This is a genomic window from Acidobacteriota bacterium (assembly GCA_016196065.1).
GTDB lineage: Bacteria > Acidobacteriota > Terriglobia > Terriglobales > Acidobacteriaceae > Acidiflorens.
Genome location: JACPYL010000010.1, coordinates 373,790 through 393,318, shown reverse-complemented (window position 1 = coordinate 393,318; position 19,529 = coordinate 373,790). Strand labels below are relative to the sequence as shown.

Below are 19,529 nucleotides of genomic sequence, written 5' to 3'. Positions count from 1 at the left end.
ACCGCGCTGTAATGGTAAAGTTTTATGAGATGGCCCCGTAGCTCAATGGATAGAGCAATTGGCTTCGAACCAATTGGTTGGGAGTTCGAATCTCTCCGGGGTCACCACTTTGCCGGCTAAGTCCCTTTCCGTTTCCGCCCTCCTTTACAATTGCTCCCGTGCAGATCCTGATCTCCGCCGGTGAAGCTTCCGGTGAAATGTACGGCGCGCAGCTGATCGAAGCGTTGCGCCGCCGCGATCATTCGCTGACATTCTTCGGCGCCGGTGGAGAGCGCATGCGCACGGCGGGCTGCGAGATCGTTGTCGACGCGAAGGATCTGGCCGTCGTCGGCATCACCGAGATCCTCAGCCATCTCCCAAAAATCCTCGGCCTGTACAGGAAACTGATCCGTGCTGCTGACCAGAAGCGACCCGCGTTGGCGATCGTCATTGACGCTCCCGCCTTCAACTGGCGCGTCGCCCGCCAGATGCGCAAGCGCGGCATTCCGGTTGTGTATTACGTCTGCCCGCAGTTCTGGGCGTGGCGCCAGGGGCGCGTCAAGCTGCTTCGCAAGTACATCAACCAGGCGCTGGTGATCTTTCCGTTTGAAGAGAATTTCTATCGCGTGCATGGCGTGAACGCGACGTTCGTCGGACATCCGCTGGCGGACTCGCCCACTCCCGAAATTTCTCGCATGCACTATGCGACGCAGCAGGCGCTGGATCACGTCAAGCCGTGGATCACGCTCATGCCTGGCAGCCGCCGCAAGGAGGTAGGCATGAACCTGCCCACGATTCTCGAGGCCGCCGCCAAACTTGGTCAGGACTACGAATTTCTTTTGCCGGTGGCACGCACGCTCGATCCATCGTTCCTCAAAGAACTGATCGGCAATCGTGACATTCATCTCGTGCCCGAGGCGCTGCCTGCGCTCTATCATTCCCGCGCCGGGATCGTGGCCAGTGGCACAGCCACGGTCGAGGCTGCGCTCATGGGCACTCCCTTTGTGATGGTGTATCGGGTGTCCCCGCTCACGTATATGTTGGGGAAACCGCGCGTGAAGGTCGCTCACTTTGCCATGGTGAATCTGATCGCAGGCGAGCGACTGGTCCCGGAACTCGTGCAGGACGACTTTACAGCCGGGAGCGTGGTCGCAGAATTACGGAAGTTGATACCGGATGGCGAGCCCCGCACTCGCATGCTGCAGGGTCTTGCCGCCGTGAAGGCAAAGCTAAAGAAGCCCGATCAGGACGGCGGACACGCATCGGAGAGGGCGGCGGACGTGATCCTAGGAATGTTGAGGCCTGCCAGCCCGGAATCCAATTCGGCGCGGGCTCCAGAGCATTGGGGCTGATCCTGTAAGCGCCGGCAAGACTCCGGCTCTACCTAACCCTTGTCGCTGCACATCTTTTGCGGGAAGATTATCATCATACTCAGTGCGGTATCCCCGAGGAGAACATAACTTGACGCTCTGGCAATCTCGACCTGTGAGTCGGGCCCTCTATTTGTATCTTGTTGTATTTCTTTCGTTTATTGCGGCCCGCCCGGCCTTCGCTGCAGAAAAACCTCGCATGCGGGTCGACGATTATCAGATCGACGCCGAACTGCTTCCCCAAAATCACAAGCTCACGGCGCACGCGGTGGTCAAGATCACGGCGCTGGAGGACCTGAGTGTCGCCACTTTTCAGCTGAATAATTCTCTGCGCATCACCAAGCTGATGGACGCCGCGAACAAGCCGCTCAACCCGGAACGCAATACGCAAGATTCCTCCGTCCGCTTTGCGCTGAACGGTGGTCTGGCCAAGAACGCCAGCACGTCGATCACGTTCGACTATGAAGGCACGCTCGAGTCGCCCGATGACAGCCCTGTGCAGGGCCTGAAGCTTGCCTACGTCGGTCCTGAGTCGACGTATTTGCTGTACTCCGGATTCTGGTTTCCCGTGAATGCATACGGGATCAACCGCTTCACTTCGACCATCAGTTTGACCGTTCCCGCGCACATGGTTGCGATCGGCAGCGGCAAAGAGACGCTGGCCGGCCCTTCGGCGAAGAAGAATGCACCCGCCAACTCCAAGACCTACACCTTCACATGGGACAAGCCGAGCTTTCCCGGCACCATCATTGCAGGCGATTTTCAGGAATATAAAAGCGACGATGCCGGCATTGATATGCACATATTCTTCAAGCCGTTCCATCAGAAATTAGCGGCAGAGTATGCCGCGACGGCGGTCAAGGAATTCACGTACTACGTCACGCAATACGGGAACGCTCCATCGACCACGCTGCGCATCGTCGAACTCCCGGACGACACTGTGCCGTCGGCATGGGCTCCTGACCTTGCGATGCTGTCCGGACGCGCCATTACAGAAAAGATCAACTACCGGTTACTCGCGAATACGATCGCGCACCAGTGGTGGGGAACGTCGGTCAGCCCGGCAGCCAAGGACGACTGGTGGATCAATGACGGCTTCGCTCGCTACTCCGAAGCTCGCTACGTGGAAAGTGCAGCCGGAGAAGCTGGACTCGAAGAGATGGTCAAGGACATGTCGGTGGGCGCGCTCGCCTATGACACCGTTCCGCTCTCGACCACCGCAAAGCTCGACTATTTCTCGCCCGAATTTCAGTCGGTCGTAACCGACAAAGGCGCGATGATCCTGCACATGCTGCGCTGGCTCGTGGGCGAACCTAAATATCTGAAGACGATGCGCGACTTCGCCACGAAATTCGGCGGAAAATCCGCTTCCACCGCTGACTTTCAAGCACTCGCCGAAGAAAACTACGGACAGCAGTTGACCTGGTTCTTCTCCCAGTGGCTCGATTCCACCGGCGCTCCCGAGTTCAAGACGAAGTACACGGTCTATCGCCTCGGCAACAACAAGGGATTCCGCGTGGTCGGGCAGATCGATCAGGACCTCGATCTTTTCCGCATGCCCGTGGAACTCAAAATCGATACCGATGGAAAGACCGAACAGAAGCGCATCGAAGTGGTGGGGACAAATTCACCCTTCACGATCGAGACATTCGGACGTCCGCGGCGCATTTCGGTGGATCCCGACAACCGCGTCCTGACCAACTCCAAGGAGATCAAGCTGCGCTCCTCCATCCTTCGCGGACAGGGATTGATCCAGCAGGGCGACCTTGCCGGCGCGCTGGGAGAGTTTAACAAAGCACTGGAAGTCAGCAAGAACAGTTCCCTGTCGCACTACCGCATCGCCGAAGTTTTTTATCTGCAGCGGAATTATCAGGCAGCCGCCAACGCGTATCGCGAATCTCTGAACGGTGACGGAGAACCTCGTTGGACAGAAGTATGGAGCCATCTGCAACTCGGCAAGATTTTCGATACGACTGGCCAGCGCGAACGCGCAGTCAATGAATACCGGCAGGCCATCCAGACCAACGACAACACTTCGGGCGCGCTCGACGAAGCTCGCAAATATATGCAGAAGGCGTTCGAACGCGAAAAAGGCAACTAGGGCTTTTTCACTTCGCGTCGCCCTTAAAGCCAGCACGCCGTTGCTGACTGTAGCGGCGTAATGCCCCTTCAATAATCGGATACGCTTCACCTGCCGGGCGGATTTCATTGACTTCCACTTCTTTGCCTTCCAGTTGCTTGTAGTCCTGAAAGAAGCGGCGCAGCATGATCAATCGGTGGGGCGGGATTTCCGCGGCCTCGTGATAGTTGTTGAACTCCGGATCTTCGGTCGCGACCGCAATAATCTTGTGATCCTGTTTGCCAGAATCAATCATGGTCATCAGTCCAATCGCTCGAGCATAGATAATCGTCAGTGGCACAACCGTCTCCTGGCAGAGCACAAGCACGTCGAGCGGATCGTCGTCCTCGGCGAGGGTCTGCGGAATGAAGCCGTAGTTCGCGGGATAGTACACCGCCGAATACAAGATGCGGTCGAGTTTGATCAGCCCGCTGGTCTTGTCGAGCTCGTACTTCACACTCGACCCAAAAGGAATCTCGATGACGGTATTGAATTCCTGCGGCAGTTCGCCGCCGGGCGTAACGTCGTGCCAAGGATGGATCATGGCTACATTCTAAATGGCGGAGAGTCAAACCCTTCACCACAGAGGTCACGGAGGTCACAGGGGAACCCCGGGGTTTGAACTTGGCTTTCCTCTGTGACCTCCGTGTCCTCTGTGGTTAGGAACCCGCGGCGCTCATGTTCTCTACTCACAAACGTGCCACCGCGATCGCTCGCCCCGTGTTACGGGTCGAGCGAAAAGCACCAACTCACCCGGTACACTTCGAATGGCCGACACCGCTTTGCCGAACTTGCAGCGACACGCCTGAACGCCCTTGGAACAGCGCGATACAAGACCGTCCGTGAGTACCTGCTCGACATCAGTCGATAGTCGCGTCGAACAGGTGTACAAATCAGTTTCGGCTTCAGAAGTCACATTGACGAGCATAGGACTTGCTTGAGGTAAGTAAAACACTGCGGTTCCGTCCACTCCCGTCTTCACCTCCAGACTTGGAAGTCTAGAGGCGTGCTCATCGTGCGGAAATGTAACAGTAATAGTCTGGTTCGGCAGAGGCTTTCCATTGCGCACGTCCAAGAGACGAATAGTGATTCTTGGGCGTTCGATGACGACGTTTGGAAGGTCGGAGACAATCGTGGGCACGATCACAGACTCTCCCGGAAAATCATGCCAAGCTGGACCAACTTGGAGAATTACGTTCAGCGCTTCCGGTTTCGCGCTTTCTACCAGGAGACCGACAATCCTGAGTGCTTTAAAACCGCGACAGCCAATCGTCACGTCGTAACGACCGTATGGCAGACTAAGGTGGGCATACCCGATCGCTGAAGTGTGCGCGGTAAGCGTGATTCCGCCCTTGAATGTCAGTTCCGCTTGGGTGATGCGCGCTCCGGCTTGATCGGTAACGATCACCGTAAATTCTGAGACTGGTGCCGTGCTGGACGCAGAATCCTGAGCTAATGAAAGGACCGTCATCACGGACAACAGAATGGTGGTAACAAAAAGACTTCGTCGGAATGCTTGATCGGCCATGGGACCGGAGACCTGTCCTCCGATTTTACGCCTGTTGTGGGACAATCCAGATGTCCAGCCAACGGCCAACAACTGCCCTGATGTCACCTTGACCCCGTCCCACCGTAACGCGTAGAGTTTTTGAATAGGAGTTTCCATGTCAAGCGAAGCCAGCAAGTACCTTAAATTTGGCGCGGTTACCGTGCTTATCCTGCTTTCGCTGGGCTATCTCGCCTACACCGGTGTTCAGGACAGTAAGAGTTACTACGTCACTATCAAGGAACTGCAGGGCATGGGCGACGGAGCCTACTCGAAACGCCTGCGCGTCGCAGGAAACGTCGTTCCGGGCTCCATCAAGCGCTCTGGGACCCGCGTCGACTTCCTCCTGAAAGAGCAGGACTTGACGCTGAACGTCTCCTATACCGGCACCGAGGCCCCGCCCGACACTTTCAAGGACGACTCGCAAGCCCTGGCGGATGGCAGTTTTGGCCGCGACGGTGTGTTTCACGCCAAGCAGCTGCAGGCGAAATGCGCATCGAAATACGCGCCGAAGCCGGGCGAAGCGCCGGCCGCCCAGCCTGGCAAGAGCATGACTCAGAATCAGAACTCCCCTTCCAACAGCATGGCGAATTAGACTTCAACCGGTGACTGAAACCGCGCCTGTCATCACCGTCACAAACCTGATCAAGCAGTTTGGCCGTTTCGCCGCCCTGCGCGGTGTAACCGCCGATTTCTCCGCGGGAAAGCTGTATGCCATTCTCGGCGACAATGGCGCCGGAAAGACCACGCTGCTCCGCACTCTTGCCGGGCTCAACCAGCCCAGCAGCGGTGAAGTGACCATTCTCGGTTCCCGAAACTTCCATGACATCTGCCACCAGATTGGATACATGGCGCATCCGTCGTTGCTGTATGACGAGATGAGTGGCATGGAAAACCTGGAGTACTTTGCACGGCTCTATGGCATCACCGACTGCTTGCGCTGCGCGGACGCGATTCGCGCCGTGCGGCTCGATCCAGAGCTTGCTCGTCCGGTTGGGCAATACTCGCAAGGAATGCGGCAGAGGATGTCGCTGGCTCGCGCGCTGCTCAACGATCCCAGGATTCTTTTGTTGGACGAACCGTTCTCGAACGTTGACATCCACTCCGCTACCGAGATGGTGCGACTGCTGGCCAGCACGCGCGATCAAGGCAAGACGATTATTGTCGTCACCCATCAAGCCGCGTTACTTGAGGGCGCTGCCGATGAGTTCATCTGGATGGAGGCGGGCCAGATCGTAGCCCGCACCCGTGACCTGAAACCGCCGGCGGTGAAGAATTCAGGAGATGCGAACTGATGCCAACACCCACTGGCATCACGCGCGCCACGCTTCGCAAAGACCTCCGCCTGGAGTGGCGCTCCAAAGACGCGATCAACTCCATGCTTTTCTTCTCGCTGCTGGTGGTCGTGGTGTTCAGTTTTTCGTTTGATCCGAACGCCGAAGAGTCCCGGCAAATTGCCGGCGGCCTGATCTGGGTGGCTTTTCTCTTTGCTGCCGTGGTTGCGCTCAATCAAACGTGGGCGCGAGAGATTCGCAATCAAGTGCTTGACGCCTACCGCGTATCGCCCGCGCCGGCGAACTCACTGTTTCTCGCCAAGACAATCGGCAATTTTATTTTCGTGACCGTGCTGGAAGCGCTGATGACTCCGCTGTTCGTCGTGTTCTATCAATTGCGAGCGCTCGGACCGGCATGGCAACTCCTGCTCGTGGCCGGTCTCGGCACCTGGGCCCTGGTTGTGAACGGGACCTTCTTCGCCGCCATGTCATTGCGCTTACGCAGCCGCGAGATCATGTTGCCCTTATTACTATTTCCGATCTCGATCCCCGCATTGCTGGCGATGGTGCAAGCGACGACCGCAATTCTCACCGGAGAGAACAATGCTCGCGTCTGGATCGCATTGCTTCTCACCTACGACTTGGTGTTTACTAGCGCGTGTCTGGTTTTATTTCAAACCGTGCTGAACGCAGAATAAAAACAGGCTGCGAGTTCCGAGCTGCGAGCTATGACAGAACCGGCTTCTCGTAGCTCGAAGCTCGTAGCTCGCGACTAATCCCATGAAAAAAGCCTTCCCCATCCTCGGCATCCTGACCGCGGGTCTTCTCAGTTATGCGCTCCACTTGGCGCTCGTCGTGGCACCGACCGAGCAGACCATGGGCGACGTACAACGCATTTTCTACTACCACGTTCCGTCGGCCTGGACCGCGTTCATCCTGTTCACAATCAATTTCGTGGGATCGATCATCTATCTCACCACGCGCAAAACCGGCGCGGATATTGTGGCCCTGGTCTGCGCGGAAGTCGGCGTCGTCTTCTGCACCATTGTTCTGGTGACCGGACCAATCTGGGCACGCCCGGTCTGGGGCATCTGGTGGACTTGGGACATGCGCCTGACCTCCACCCTGGTCCTCTGGCTGATCTATGTGAGCTATTTGATCCTGCGACGCTTTTCCTCCGGCAGCCAGACCGCGCTACTTGCGGCCACGCTGTCTGTTTTTGGTGCGCTCTGCGTGCCGTTCGTCTACTTCTCAATCTGGTTCTTCCGGACGCAGCACCCCCAGCCGGTTATTGGGGGCGGCGGATCGATTGATCCGCGCATGATGCACGTCCTGCTGATCAACTGGCTGGCATTCTCGTGCTTTGCGTTTCTGGTCTGCTGGTCACGCTATCGCCTGGAAAAGGTCCAGCGTGAAGTGGAAGCGGCCCATGCTATGCAATCCCTCACCGCCAAATAGGAGCTCCCGATGAACGGATATTTAATCGCCGCTTACGTCGTCACCTGGATCATCCACATCGGTTACCTGGCCGCGCTGGTGAGCCGCTATTCCCGCCTGAAGCGCGAGATCGACGATCTGAAGAAGGGCTAGGGGCAGGTGTCAGGTGCTAGGTCTCAGGTGTCAGGAAAACAACACTTCAGAAACTGCGTGCGGAGAGCACAATTCACTGCATTCGGCACAGACGTTCCTGACACCTAAGACCTGACACCTGGCACCTGCTTTTCCCTTGCAACCATTCTTCTCTGCCGCGCTTCTCACTAAAGCGGCCGTAAAACTCCCTGGCTCGGCTTGACAGCGTATCTCCCGGATGTAAAAGTATTTGTTTGGTTTAACCCCAGTTCTGGTGACAGGTACGCATCCGCTTCCTTTGGGCGTCGAGCCCCAGCGGTGTTTGTGTGCCGTTCTTCGCCTCACCCCGTGAAATTGGGATATTTGGAGGAGTTTTCGTGAATCGGAATACCCGTGCTGCAAGCTTGAAGTCGCAAGCGTCAGGATTTCTGCAATCGGTGGGAGGATCAGTGACAAGTAGGCGTCTGGCAATTATTTTTCTGGCAGCGATCGTGGTCGCCACGGCAGGTTCCCTCTTCTATTTCGGCTCGGCTACCCCGGTGGCCCTCGCCAAGAACTCGGCCAGTCCGAGTCGAACTCCGGTCACGCATGTATCGCTCCCCATGTTCTTTGAAGCGAACCAGGGACAAACCGATCCCAGCGTCAAGTTCCTGTCCCGCGGACACGGCTACAGCCTGTTCCTGACCTCGGACGAAGCCGTCCTGAGCCTGCAGCGCGCGCGGACCGCCAAGAAATCCTCTGTAGAGACGCCGCTTGCCGCGTCTACGGAAGCCAACGTGATCCATATGCGCCTCGCCGGGGCAAACTCCCGCGCTCGCGTATCCGGCGCCGAACTTCTGGCCGGGAAGAGCAACTACTTCATCGGTAATGATCCTTCGAAGTGGCACAGCAACATTTCGCAATATGGCCGCGTCAACTACGAGGCGGTCTATCCCGGGATTGATCTGACCTACTACGGCAACCATGGACAACTCGAATACGACTTCCGAGTCGCGCCGGGTGCGGATCCGAAGCAGATCGCTCTGACTTTCGATGGAGCATCGACTCACCTCGATGCAGGCGACCTCGTGCTCTCCACCAGCCACGGCGATGTCCGCTTCCAGGCTCCCACCGTTTATCAAATGGACGGTCACGCGAAGAAGACCGTCGCGGGCAGCTTCCAGCAACTTGCTGGCAACAGGATTGGATTCCAGATTGGCAGCTACGATCGCAATCGCGAACTGGTGATTGACCCCAGCCTGAGCTATTTCACTTATCTCGGCGGCAGCGGCACGGAAACGAACACACAGGTGGCGGTCGATTCCAGCCTGAACATCTACCTGGCGGGCACGACCGACTCGAGCGACTTCCCGAAGACGATTGGCGGCGGCAAAACCGGCGCGAGAAATGTCTTTGTCGCCAAACTCAATCCTTCGCTTCTGCCGCCCCTATCGCAACTGGTCTATGCAACTTATATTGGCGGGATTGGTGCGGATGACACGGCTGCCGTCGCCGTCGACAATAACGGCCAGGCGTATGTAGCAGGCAGCACCACATCCGCGGACTACCCGACGACCGCACAGGCGTTTGAACCACCGCCTGTCGCTGCGGGAACCCATGGCTTCCTGACCAAACTGGATGCGACCGGAGTTCCCCTCTACTCCACTTACTTGGCAGGAACGAATGGTGGCGCCCCTACGACGGACCTCGTAACCGGACTGGCGATTGACACGCGCGGCAATGCATTCCTGACCGGGACGACGACCTCCACGAACTCCGCGACCGGCTTCCCTTCCACGGCCGGCGGCTATCAGATCACTTCCCTGTCGTCAGTCCAGTTCTTTGCCAGCAAGGTCGATACGACGAACACCACGCATCTCGGCAATGCCAGCATGCTGTACTCCACGTACTTCGGTGGCACCACTCCGACTTCGCCTACCATCACGGGCGGCGGCATCGCGATCGACAACAGTGGCAACATGTACTTCACGGGTGCAACGAATTTTATTTTTGATCCCAATGCCGTCATCCCGAATCAGCCGCGCACCAATTTCCCGATTCTCAATGCCCAGCAGGCTTGTCTTGATCAGGTGCCGACAGAAACCGCGTGCGATACGAACCTGAGCGCGCCTGACGCCTTCGTGGCAAAGATCAATCCCAACCGGGCGGGCACGGTCGGCTTGATCTATTCCACTTATCTCGGCGGCTCAGCCGATGACGCCGGTCTCGGCATCGCAGTCGACTCCGCAAGCGTTGCTTACGTTACTGGCCAGACTCTTTCGTCTGACTGGGTTCCGCCGACCAGCCCGGCGCCGTTTCAAACCACGTTCGCCGGCGGTGGTGTGGGCAACCACGACGCATTCATCGCCAAGATCGGCAATCCGACTGGAACCAGCTCCACGTTCCCTCTGACTTACTTCACGTATCTGGGTGGCACGGGCGATGACATTGGACAATCCATCGCGGTTGACTCCGCGCAGGGTGCGCACGTAACCGGTTCCACCGGATCACCGGATTTGCTCGTCCTCGATCCACTGGCCGAGCAACTGGCCTTCGGTGGCAAGACCGACGCGTTCGTAGCGCAGATCATCACGTCTGCTTCTTCACGCGCCGCCGGCGATTATCTCGTCTATCTGGGCGGCAGCGAGGCCGACCGCGGTTTGGGCATCGTGGTCGACGTGAACAACAGCGCCTACGTTGCGGGCGAAACGCAATCGGCGGATTTTCCGCAACCACTTCCGCCCGCGCCTGTCCCCTATCAAAAGACTTTGAACGGCTTTCAGGATGCTTTCCTCGCTCGCATCGGCGCGACCAGCGTTTTTGTGGAAACTCCTGATCCCACAGCCAGCCCGAATCCGGCTTCGCTTGGCAATCCGGTTACGTTCACGTTTAGTTTCACGAACAATGGCCCCGATCCCGCGGCGAGAGTGGTCTTCAGCGGCACCTTCCCATCCTCGGGCGTGACCTTCAATTCCGCTACTGCTTCTCCGGGTGGATCTTGCCCGGCTCCGGTCAACGCCACCGTACTTTGCAACATACAGACGGTTGCCGTGGCCGCCAAGGTGACGGTGACGGTTGTCTTGACTCCGACCACCGGCACTACGGCGATTAACGTAAATCCATCCCTCAGCGTGAATGGTGGTCCGTTCGTAAGTTTTGCTTCCGTCCCCGCCGTGCCCGTCACAGACTTCACGATCGGCATCGCTCCCACATCAGTCACCATCAACGCTGGCGAGAGCACCAGTTTTGTCGCCACCCTTGCGCCAAACACCGACAAGGGCTACGCCGGCGCGATCACCATGAGCGACAGTGGCCTGCCGACCGGCGCTACCGGGACGTTCACCTCATCCACGGTGAACATTTCGGGAAGCAGCGCCGCGACCACCACACTCAATATCAGTACCACCGCGCGGCCCGTCAGCAGCGGAAGCCTGCTGCACAACGGACCGATCTACGCTACCTGGCTGCCAATCGGCGGATTAAGCCTGCTCGGCCTGGGCGTCGGCGCCGGCGTTAAGCGTCGTCGCTGGCTGGCCGGAATGCTGATCGGACTGGTGGCTGGTCTGATCCTGTTGCAAGCGGCTTGCGGAAACAGCAGCAGCTCGACGACTACGACCACTGGCACGCCGGCCGGAACGTATACGATCACGATCACGGGTTCGTCGGGATCAGCGTCCCACAACCAGCGCGTCACATTGATCGTGAACTAACGTTCGAGCGTGTGCACGAAAATTCACCGTAGAGACGCGGCTTGCCGCGTCTCTCAGAACAGAAAGCAAAACCTACCCAGAGCCTCCGGCCCGCACCCGAGGCTCTTTTTCTTGCACTTACGTTGACGGACAATGCCCGTTCGCCATGTGCGTTTCCCCTTCGTAACGCCCCATGTTACGGATAGGCGTTGCCTCCTCGAAGTCACTGTTCCACCATCGACAGATGGAAACGACGAGGAAACTCGCTCTGCTCGCTGCCGGACTGGCCATCGTAGCGATGCCCGCACTCGCGCAAAGCACTTCCGCAGGCACCCCAAAGCGCGCCACCACTGCGCCGCATAAGCAGAAACCTGTATCGCACGTCGCCAAGAAGCACCGGCGCGCCCTCGGTGAAGCCGCCAGCCTGGAGAGAAACGAAGCAGGGATCAACGAGGAACGCGACATGCGCGAAGACAATCGAGGACGCCTCGTGTCCGCCAGCAGCGCGAAACTTCATCCCAGCCAGGTTTCGAAGGCGACCTACCACCCTCACAAAACCGCGTCGCAACCGCGTTCCGCCCAACTGAAGACTGGCGAACTTAAGAGCAGCCGCGCTGCTCATCTCGAGACCAAAGAAACGGCGCTCCATCACCAGATTCACAGCGATCGCGAACAAGACCGCAAACTGACACAACCAGAACCAGCCCAGGGCGATGCTTCACAAAGCAAAAACACCAATACGATCCACCTGAAGAAGCACAACGCTCGCATGTTTTAAGGTTAGAGGTCTGAGGTCGGATTGCAGATGTTAAGGGTCGCCAGAGTGTGAGCCTGAACCTCTGCAATCTGACCTCACACCTCTAACCTCGCCTCTGACCTGCTCCTCCACCTCTGCAATCTGACCCCAGACCTCTGACCTTTTCCCAAGCCGCTGAAAACGCGGCAAATCCAGCACTTGACGTGGTATTGCATATTGCGATATTGTAATTGCGATTTGCTATATGACTCTGGCCGAAAAAATTCGCTACCTGCGTGAAGTCGAGGGCTCCCTGCGGGGATTCGACCGCCCCATGACCCAGCAGGAGTTGCTGAAGGCCATCAAGGCCGAGACGGGCGGATCCCTCAGCCAGTCGTACCTGTCGCAGATCGAAGGCGGAAAGCGTCCGCATATGACGCAATCGACGCGCACACTGCTGGCAAAGTTTTTCAAGGTGCACCCCGGCTTTCTCGTGGATGACCCCGAGGGCTATCACACTGAATTGACGTCCGACCTGCGCACGACCGAAGGGCAGCTCGACGTGTGGCTGCTGCAAGGTTCGGAGCGCTTTGCTCACGATCACGAAGTCAGTGAAGTGCTGATCAAGCTGGCGCGCGAGGCGGATACGCGCAGTTGCGTGTTGATGCTCGGCGAAATCCTGAACACGCCCGGCCTGGCTGACCGCTTGTTCGAAGCGCTCAGCCCGGAAGCAGCGGCAAGCTCAAACGCAGTGACAGCGACTCGCCGGCAGTCGCGGGGTAGAGTGGCCCGCGCCGAGTTGAATCCACCGGCCACTACATCCAGGAGGCGCCTATGACCTGGTCTGACTTTTACTTGATTTGTTTCGCGATCGGTTTTCTGTTCAGCCTGCTGTCGTTTATCGCCGGAGGCCTGAACCTGCACGGCCACTGGCCGCATGTGCACGTGCATACCGGAGCGCATGGCGCAGGAACACATGCAGCGGGTTCGCACGCGCACGGCGGACATGACTCCGTCTCGCCTTTCAACTTCTTCACCATCGCCGTATTTCTGGCGTGGTTCGGAGGCACAGGCTACTTGCTGTCGCGCTACTCAACCATCGTGTTCGCGCTAGGACTACTGATTTCCACCGCTGTCGGACTGGTAGGCGCAGGCATCGTCTTTGTGTTTCTCGCGAAAGTCCTGATGACGCCGGAGGCACTGATGGATCCTGCCGACTACGAAATGGTCGGCGTGGTCGCGCGGGTCTGCGGCCCGATCCGGGAAGGCGGCACAGGCGAGATCCTTTATTCGCAAGCCGGCACCCGCCGCGCGTGTGCTGCGCGAAGTGAAGATAGCGTCGCCATCGAACGCGACGCGGAAGTAGTCGTGACGCGATATGAAAAAGGGATCGCCTACATCCGCCGCTGGGAAGAAGTCAGCGGCGAGTAAAGGAATCTCAGGTAGAGACGCGGCTTGCCGCGTCTCCGCCGCAGCCGGTGGGAGCACGCAAGAGGAGACGCGGCAAGCCGCGTCTCTACAGGGAATTTGACTATGACTCGCAGGCCATTCCAATTCGCGATCGCGCTGCTCTGGCTGGCCCTGCCGCTGGTGGCGTGGCAGTACTGGCGTGTCTGGAACCAACTGCCCGCGCGGATGGCCACGCACTTCAACTTTTCTGGAGTGCCCAACGGCTGGATGTCGCGGGAAGGATCCGCCGAATTCATTTTCTGTCTGATGGCATTCCTGCTGGTTGTCTTCAGCGTGATTCTGTGGGTGATGTCTCGCGAGCGCGCTGAGGGCGTGGCCTGGTCATTCCTGGGATTCACTGCGGTCATCCTGGGCTTTGTTGCCGCCGGAAATCAGCAGGTGATCGAGTACAACCTGCGGGGAGCGCCGATCCGCGTCGAACTGCTGGCGATGGCCATCACGCTGGCGTCCGTCATCTTCACCGTGATCTTTCTTCGATCTCGACGCGGCACGGCCTTGCCGGCGGGCGTAGTTCTGGCGGAAGAAATCCATCGCGGAGGCGCGTGGTCGCTCGTCTTCATTCCCGCGCTGGTTACACCGCTGATCATGTTCCGGCTCGCTCCCAGCACGGCGACGCGAGTCAGCATGCTGCTGGTCGTCGCCCTGGCCGTCCTTACCATGGCCATGGTCTGGACGGGGTTTCGTTACCGATTCCTGCAGCATGGGCTGGAAATCAGCGCGCTCGGTTTGCGCCTGCGTTCCATTCCGCGTTCGCAGATTGTGAGTTACCAGGCAGAAAGGTGGGGGCCATGGCGCGGCTATGGCATTCGCGGGATCGGTAACACGCGTGCCTTTGTATGGGGCAACAAGGTTGTCCATATCAAGACGACCAATGGCGACGTGTACGTCGGGCATCGCGATCCGCAGACAATTGTGCGCGACCTGGACCTGGTTGTGAAGAATTTCCCCGGGAGTTAACGCCCTCGCGAAACGCACAAAGCGAACGACGAACGGCGAGTAGCGATTTTAGGAGGCGATATGTTTGAGATGTCAAGAGCAACGGAGATATTGGTATTTGCTGGCCTCGGCGTCTTAGCGCTTTTGTTCATCATGAGCGTTTTGGCCCGTCTCTATAAGAAAGCCGGCCCGCACGAAGCGCTGATTGTTTATGGCTTTCGCGGCAAGCGCGTCGTGACCGGTCACGGCACGATCGTGTTCCCCATGATCGAGAACTGTCACAACCTCTCGCTGGAACTGATGTCTTTCGACGTCGCTCCGCAGCAGGATCTCTACACCAAGCAGGGCGTTGCGGTCACGGTAGAGGCCGTCGCCCAGATCAAGGTGAAATCCGACACCGAATCCGTCTACACCGCTGCCGAACAGTTCCTCACCAAAACCGACCAGGAACGCGAAGGCCTGATCCGGCTGGTGATGGAGGGCCACCTGCGCGGCATCATCGGGCAGCTCACCGTCGAAGAAATTGTGAAGCAGCCCGAGATGGTGGGCGACCGCATGCGCGCCACCTGCGCCGACGACATGAACAAGATGGGTCTGGAGGTGATCTCGTTCACCATTAAGGAGGTCAAAGACAAGAACGAATACATCACCAACATGGGACGCCCCGACGTGGCCCGCATCAAGCGCGATGCCGACGTAGCCACCGCCGAAGCCGACCGCGATACCGCGATCCGCCGTGCGGTTGCAACTCGCGAATCGGCCGTGGCGCGCGCCCAAGCCGACCAGGAACGCGTCCTGGCGGAAACGTTGTCGCAAGCGAAGCAAGCGGAAGCGCAGCGCGACCTCGAGATCAAGAAAGCGCAGTACCTCGAAGTCACGAAAAAGCAGCAGGCGCAAGCTGACAAGGCTTACGACATCCAGACCAACATCATGCAGCAGCAGGTTGTAGCCGAGCAGGTGAAGGTGCAGCAGATCGAGAAAGAGCAACAGGTCAAAGTGCAGGAAGCGGAAATCAATCGCCGAGAGAAAGAACTGATCGCAACCGTACTGAAGGGCGCGGAGATCGATCGCCAGCGGATCGAGACCCTCGCCAACGCCGAGAAGAATCGCCTGATGTCTGAGGCCGAAGGACACGCGTCTTCGATTCGCCAGCAAGGTGAAGCCGAGGCGGAAATCATCTTCAAGAAAGGCGAGGCGGAAGCGAAAGCGATGAACGTGAAGGCCGAAGCGTTCCAGGAATACAACCAGGCCGCGATCATCGACAAACTGTTCACCAGCATGCCGGAGATTGTCCGGGCGCTGGCGAGTCCTCTCTCGAACGTGGACAAGATCACCATCGTCTCGACCGGCAACGGCGAAACCGCTGGGATGAACAAGATTACCGGCGACATGACCAAGATGGCTGCGCAGATTCCGGCGCTGTTCGAAACACTCTCCGGAATGCCGCTCAGTGAGCTGTTAGGCAAAGTCCGCCAGATCGGCGAAAAAGGATCGAAGGCGGACAGCAAAGACACCGGCAAGGCGTAACGCCGGCGCGCAGAAACCGGCAGAAGAGACGCGGCTTGCCGCGTCTCTTCTGGCCCGCACCCACGAATTCACGGAGGAAAACGCATGACAGGATCGAAAAACATAGGCGTCGGAATCGCACTCGGAATTGCAATCGGCGTTGCCATCGGCGCTGCAACCCACAACATCGCTGTATGGACCGCCATCGGCGCGGGAATGGGCGTGGCACTCGGCTCTCTCTTCGCCCGCGGCAGCGCAGCAAAGTAATACTTCGGCTGAGCACGTGTCCGGGAAGGCTCGAAATCGGGAGGGCACGGCTTCAGCCGTGCCGCCAGAAACAGATTCGTAATGGGGCTTTAGCCCCGAGACAAGGAGGCATCGTGCAGGAAGAACTCGATCGCGCAAGATCAGTCGGCCTCGCCACCGCCATGGGCGGCGCGCTCGGCGCTGCTGGAGGCGCCATCACTGGACACATGGGTGTCTGGGTGGCCGGCGGCATCATCACCTACATCGCGCTCACAATTGCGGGCGGCTTCTGGAAATCGAAAACGAACAATCCACGACGAACGACCAACAATTAATTACAACGAGGTGTTTTATGGCATTACTCGAACGCGTATCTACTCTGGTCCGGGCCAACTTGAACGATCTGATCGACAAGGCGGAAGAGCCGGAAAAGATGATCAAGCAAATCATCCTCGACATGCAGAACCAGCTCTTGCAGGTCAAAACGCAGGTTGCGATCGCCATCGCCGACCAGCACCTGCTCGAAAAAAAGAAAGTGGAGAACGACGAGAAGGTACTGGAATGGATGCGTAAAGCCGAACTCGCCGTCGACAAGAAACACGACGATCTCGCGCGCGCCGCCCTGCTCCGCGTCGAAAGCTATCGGGAGATGACAGCCAATTTCGCGCAACAGGTCGAAGACCAGAAAGCCCAGGTCGAAAATCTGAAGTCGGCTCTGCGCAAGCTAGAGCAGAAACTCGCCGAAGCCAACGCCAAAGCCGACCTGCTGATCGCGCAGCATCGCCGCGCCCGCGCCGCGCATCGTGCCACCGACGCGCACACCGGGATGGATGCGAATGCGAAGTCCGCAACCTTCGATCGCATGAAGCGAAAAGTTGTCCGCGAAGAAGCCATCGGCCAGGCCAAAGCCGAACTACTCGCCGACGACGTGGAAGACCGGCTCGCAGCGCTCGAGAAGGAAGATCGCATCGAGCAGTTGCTGGTGGAGTTGAAGACGAAACGGGGCGCGTAGGCGAGGAGCTTCTCACCTCCGGCTCCAACGCCGAGTTGCGGATGGCGATAACTACCCGACCGAGCGCATATCGGTATGGTCGCGTTCTATTAATGAAAGCAGGACAACGATGAACCGCGCCTCCCTGCGGATTCTGAGGGCCGTTGCCAAGCGCCGTGAGGTTACCTTGGCGGAGGCCATTCGAATAACCGGACACCATGGAAGTCACCTTGATCAATACCCCCTCGCGCTGCTGCTGGAGGACGGGTTTCTCGGGGTCACCATCAATCACACGCCCCCTACTGGAGCCGAAGAGATGAGGGAGTTCTCTTTAGCGACAACTCTTCACATGTTTACGCTACCAAAAGGCCCAGACGGTACCGTTTGTTACCGCGGAATTAGCTCTTCTGGAAGCCTCAATCCGAACAACGAAAGGGTGTTTCTTAAAGCAAAGGGCGCTCTTTATCTTGATCAACACACACAAAAAGTCTTGGACCGCCTGTGGTCACTCGCTCTTGGATTTATTGGAGGAGTTCTTGCCACAGTCGTGGCGTCGTGGGTGAAGGGACACTTGCGGTTGACATGAGCCCGGAGCCGTCATGTGGAAGTAAAGCGCTAGCGCCGAAATCGGACGGTGAGTTCAGACCTAGCCGCGGAAATTACTGGAAGGTTGCGTCGCATCTGACTCGTTTTGTAGAGGCAAACTCGATTAGAATTGGCTCTGGTAGGCGAACCCGCTAGATGAAGAAGATCTTCCATTTCGACTCCCCCACCGACCAGTACGTGGCCGACGCCGCGGTGCTCTGCTGCTTCGACTACCGGATCAGCACGGTCGTGCAGAAGTTTCTGAAGAAGCAGCATATCGAACGCGCGGACATGATCATTGTGGCAGGAGGCGCCAAGACACTGGCGTCGCCGCGCAACGACTTTGAACAGGACTTCATCCTCGAGCAGGTTCGCATGTCGATTCGTCTGCACAAGACCGAACGCGTGCTCGTAATGAGCCACTCCGACTGTGCCACTTATGGGGGCCTCGCCCAGTTCAAGGGCGACAAGGCGGCCGAAGCCGAACATCACCGCGGTGAATTGCTCCGCGCGGGCGAGTTGCTCACGGGGCATTTTCCAGACATCTCCGTCGAACCCTACTTCGTAAAATTCGACGGCATTTGGGAAGTAAAGAACGCCGACCACCTGAAAACTGCTGGACAAAAAGCACCCGCACGCGGCATCGCGTAACTATCCAACGCGCTTCTTCCGAAATTCTTCCAGGCATTTCTTCGCCGTCTCAAGTTCAGAAAATCGGCTGCCTTCCTGCTCGATCAGGTAGTACTCCACGCCGCCGACTGATTCGGCAGCTTCGAAGATTCCTTTCCAGTCCACGGAACCTTCGCCGAACAGCACGGAGAAGCCCTTTTCCTTTGACCAGTCTTTGCAATGCAGGGAACGAATTCGGCCCGGATTCGCCCGTATCCACGCTACCGGATCCGATCCCACTTCGAGACATGTGCCGACGTCCAACTGCAGCATCACCGAAGGCTTGGTGCTCTTCGCCAGAATCTCAATGGGACGCTTCCCCTCAATCGGAGTGAACTCCGGTTGGTGATTGTGATAGCCGACCTTCAAGCCTGAACGTTCCAATTGATCAGCCGCCGCGTTGAGATTGTCGGCAACCACCTTCCACTGGTCGAGCGTCGTTTTTGGATCCGTGGAGGCTTGCACAACGTACTTGCTGCCGAGAATCAGATTCAAGTCGCGTGTGCGGAGCAGATTCTGCGCACTGAGATACGATTCATCGTTGTGCGTCGACAGGCAGCGGATTCCCAAGTCATCCAACAGCGTCCGCATCTGCCGCGTGCGGCTCTCGGTCCAGTCGAAATAGGGCGCGTAGAATTCGACAACCTGGTATCCCATCTGCGCGACCGCACGCACTGTCGCGTCCGGATCCTTCGCCAGCCCGTCTCGTACCGAGTAGAGTTCAAGGCCCACTGGAATGGAAGTAGACGCGTGCGCAGAGATTGCCCACGGAAGAGCCGCGGACAAGGCAATAAAATGGCGCCGAGTTAGAGACATGCGGAAATCCTACCATCTGTTGGATTCTTGCGGACGCGCGATCCACCGC

20 protein-coding genes and 1 tRNA gene are annotated in these 19,529 nt (G+C 58.1%); 18 read left to right on the top strand and 3 right to left on the bottom strand.

Translation table 11 applies throughout. The features are described from left to right. Positions 1–31: 31 nt before the first annotated feature. The 3 genes from HY010_05105 (at position 32) to HY010_05095 (ending at position 3,450) form a co-directional block, all read left to right on the top strand. Positions 32–107: transfer RNA gene (locus tag HY010_05105), tRNA-Arg, on the top strand. A gap of 90 nt (positions 108–197) precedes the next feature. Then, on the top strand, positions 198–1,331 hold the full coding sequence (lpxB, locus tag HY010_05100) for a lipid-A-disaccharide synthase (protein MBI3475088.1): 1,134 nt from the start codon (positions 198–200) through the stop codon (positions 1,329–1,331). 217 nt (positions 1,332–1,548) lie between these two features. After that, entirely contained in the window at positions 1,549–3,450 is a 1,902-nt protein-coding gene (locus tag HY010_05095; GenBank protein MBI3475087.1) for a peptidase M1, read from the top strand. Positions 3,451–3,457: 7 nt separating this feature from the next. Here HY010_05095 and HY010_05090 read toward each other — a convergent pair whose 3' ends face one another. Then, positions 3,458–4,012 (bottom strand): inorganic diphosphatase, encoded by a 555-nt coding sequence (locus HY010_05090; GenBank protein ID MBI3475086.1) that lies wholly within the window; start codon positions 4,010–4,012, stop codon positions 3,458–3,460. A gap of 141 nt (positions 4,013–4,153) precedes the next feature. Next, entirely contained in the window at positions 4,154–4,996 is an 843-nt protein-coding gene (locus tag HY010_05085; protein MBI3475085.1) for a carboxypeptidase regulatory-like domain-containing protein, read from the bottom strand. Positions 4,997–5,132: 136 nt separating this feature from the next. Here HY010_05085 and HY010_05080 point away from each other — a divergent pair, with 136 nt between their 5' ends. The 15 genes from HY010_05080 to HY010_05010 all read left to right on the top strand — a co-directional run bounded on the left by HY010_05080 (position 5,133) and on the right by HY010_05010 (position 18,646). Then, a complete protein-coding gene (locus tag HY010_05080) occupies positions 5,133–5,609 on the top strand; it encodes a cytochrome c maturation protein CcmE (GenBank protein MBI3475084.1) in 477 nt (158 codons plus the stop codon). After that, a complete protein-coding gene (locus HY010_05075) occupies positions 5,605–6,309 on the top strand; it encodes an ABC transporter ATP-binding protein (GenBank protein MBI3475083.1) in 705 nt (234 codons plus the stop codon). The genes HY010_05080 and HY010_05075 overlap by 5 nt, the downstream gene beginning before the upstream one ends. Continuing rightward, entirely contained in the window at positions 6,309–6,986 is a 678-nt protein-coding gene (locus HY010_05070; protein MBI3475082.1) for a heme exporter protein CcmB, read from the top strand. The genes HY010_05075 and HY010_05070 overlap by 1 nt, the downstream gene beginning before the upstream one ends. 82 nt (positions 6,987–7,068) lie before the next feature. Then, positions 7,069–7,746: a cytochrome c biogenesis protein CcsA gene (ccsA, locus tag HY010_05065; GenBank protein ID MBI3475081.1), complete on the top strand. Its 678-nt coding sequence runs from the start codon at positions 7,069–7,071 to the stop codon at positions 7,744–7,746. 9 nt (positions 7,747–7,755) lie between these two features. Next, positions 7,756–7,878 (top strand): CcmD family protein, encoded by a 123-nt coding sequence (locus tag HY010_05060; GenBank protein ID MBI3475080.1) that lies wholly within the window; start codon positions 7,756–7,758, stop codon positions 7,876–7,878. 428 nt (positions 7,879–8,306) lie between these two features. Then, positions 8,307–11,546 carry an SBBP repeat-containing protein gene (locus HY010_05055; protein MBI3475079.1) on the top strand — a complete coding sequence of 1,080 codons (3,240 nt, stop codon included), beginning with the start codon at positions 8,307–8,309 and terminating at the stop codon, positions 11,544–11,546. 223 nt (positions 11,547–11,769) lie between these two features. Continuing rightward, on the top strand, positions 11,770–12,303 hold the full coding sequence (locus HY010_05050; protein MBI3475078.1) for a hypothetical protein: 534 nt from the start codon (positions 11,770–11,772) through the stop codon (positions 12,301–12,303). 223 nt (positions 12,304–12,526) lie between these two features. Further along, positions 12,527–13,099 (top strand): helix-turn-helix transcriptional regulator, encoded by a 573-nt coding sequence (locus tag HY010_05045; protein MBI3475077.1) that lies wholly within the window; start codon positions 12,527–12,529, stop codon positions 13,097–13,099. Next, complete coding sequence (locus tag HY010_05040; protein MBI3475076.1) at positions 13,096–13,692, top strand: hypothetical protein; 597 nt, start codon at positions 13,096–13,098, stop codon at positions 13,690–13,692. The genes HY010_05045 and HY010_05040 overlap by 4 nt, the downstream gene beginning before the upstream one ends. Positions 13,693–13,794: 102 nt before the next feature. After that, positions 13,795–14,688 carry a DUF1648 domain-containing protein gene (locus HY010_05035; GenBank protein MBI3475075.1) on the top strand — a complete coding sequence of 298 codons (894 nt, stop codon included), beginning with the start codon at positions 13,795–13,797 and terminating at the stop codon, positions 14,686–14,688. Between the two features lie 60 nt (positions 14,689–14,748). Further along, positions 14,749–16,194 (top strand): flotillin family protein, encoded by a 1,446-nt coding sequence (locus HY010_05030; protein ID MBI3475074.1) that lies wholly within the window; start codon positions 14,749–14,751, stop codon positions 16,192–16,194. An 84-nt stretch (positions 16,195–16,278) separates the two neighbouring features. Beyond that, positions 16,279–16,440: a hypothetical protein gene (locus tag HY010_05025; GenBank protein MBI3475073.1), complete on the top strand. Its 162-nt coding sequence runs from the start codon at positions 16,279–16,281 to the stop codon at positions 16,438–16,440. 113 nt (positions 16,441–16,553) lie between these two features. Further along, positions 16,554–16,754, top strand: a complete 201-nt coding sequence (locus HY010_05020; protein ID MBI3475072.1) for a hypothetical protein — start codon at positions 16,554–16,556, stop codon at positions 16,752–16,754. 17 nt (positions 16,755–16,771) lie between these two features. Further along, positions 16,772–17,431 carry a PspA/IM30 family protein gene (locus HY010_05015; protein ID MBI3475071.1) on the top strand — a complete coding sequence of 220 codons (660 nt, stop codon included), beginning with the start codon at positions 16,772–16,774 and terminating at the stop codon, positions 17,429–17,431. A 720-nt stretch (positions 17,432–18,151) separates the two neighbouring features. Next, positions 18,152–18,646: a hypothetical protein gene (locus HY010_05010; GenBank protein MBI3475070.1), complete on the top strand. Its 495-nt coding sequence runs from the start codon at positions 18,152–18,154 to the stop codon at positions 18,644–18,646. On the opposite strand, the gene HY010_05005 is transcribed toward HY010_05010, so the two are convergent. After that, positions 18,647–19,480 (bottom strand): sugar phosphate isomerase/epimerase, encoded by an 834-nt coding sequence (locus HY010_05005; GenBank protein MBI3475069.1) that lies wholly within the window; start codon positions 19,478–19,480, stop codon positions 18,647–18,649. Positions 19,481–19,529 lie beyond the last annotated feature (49 nt).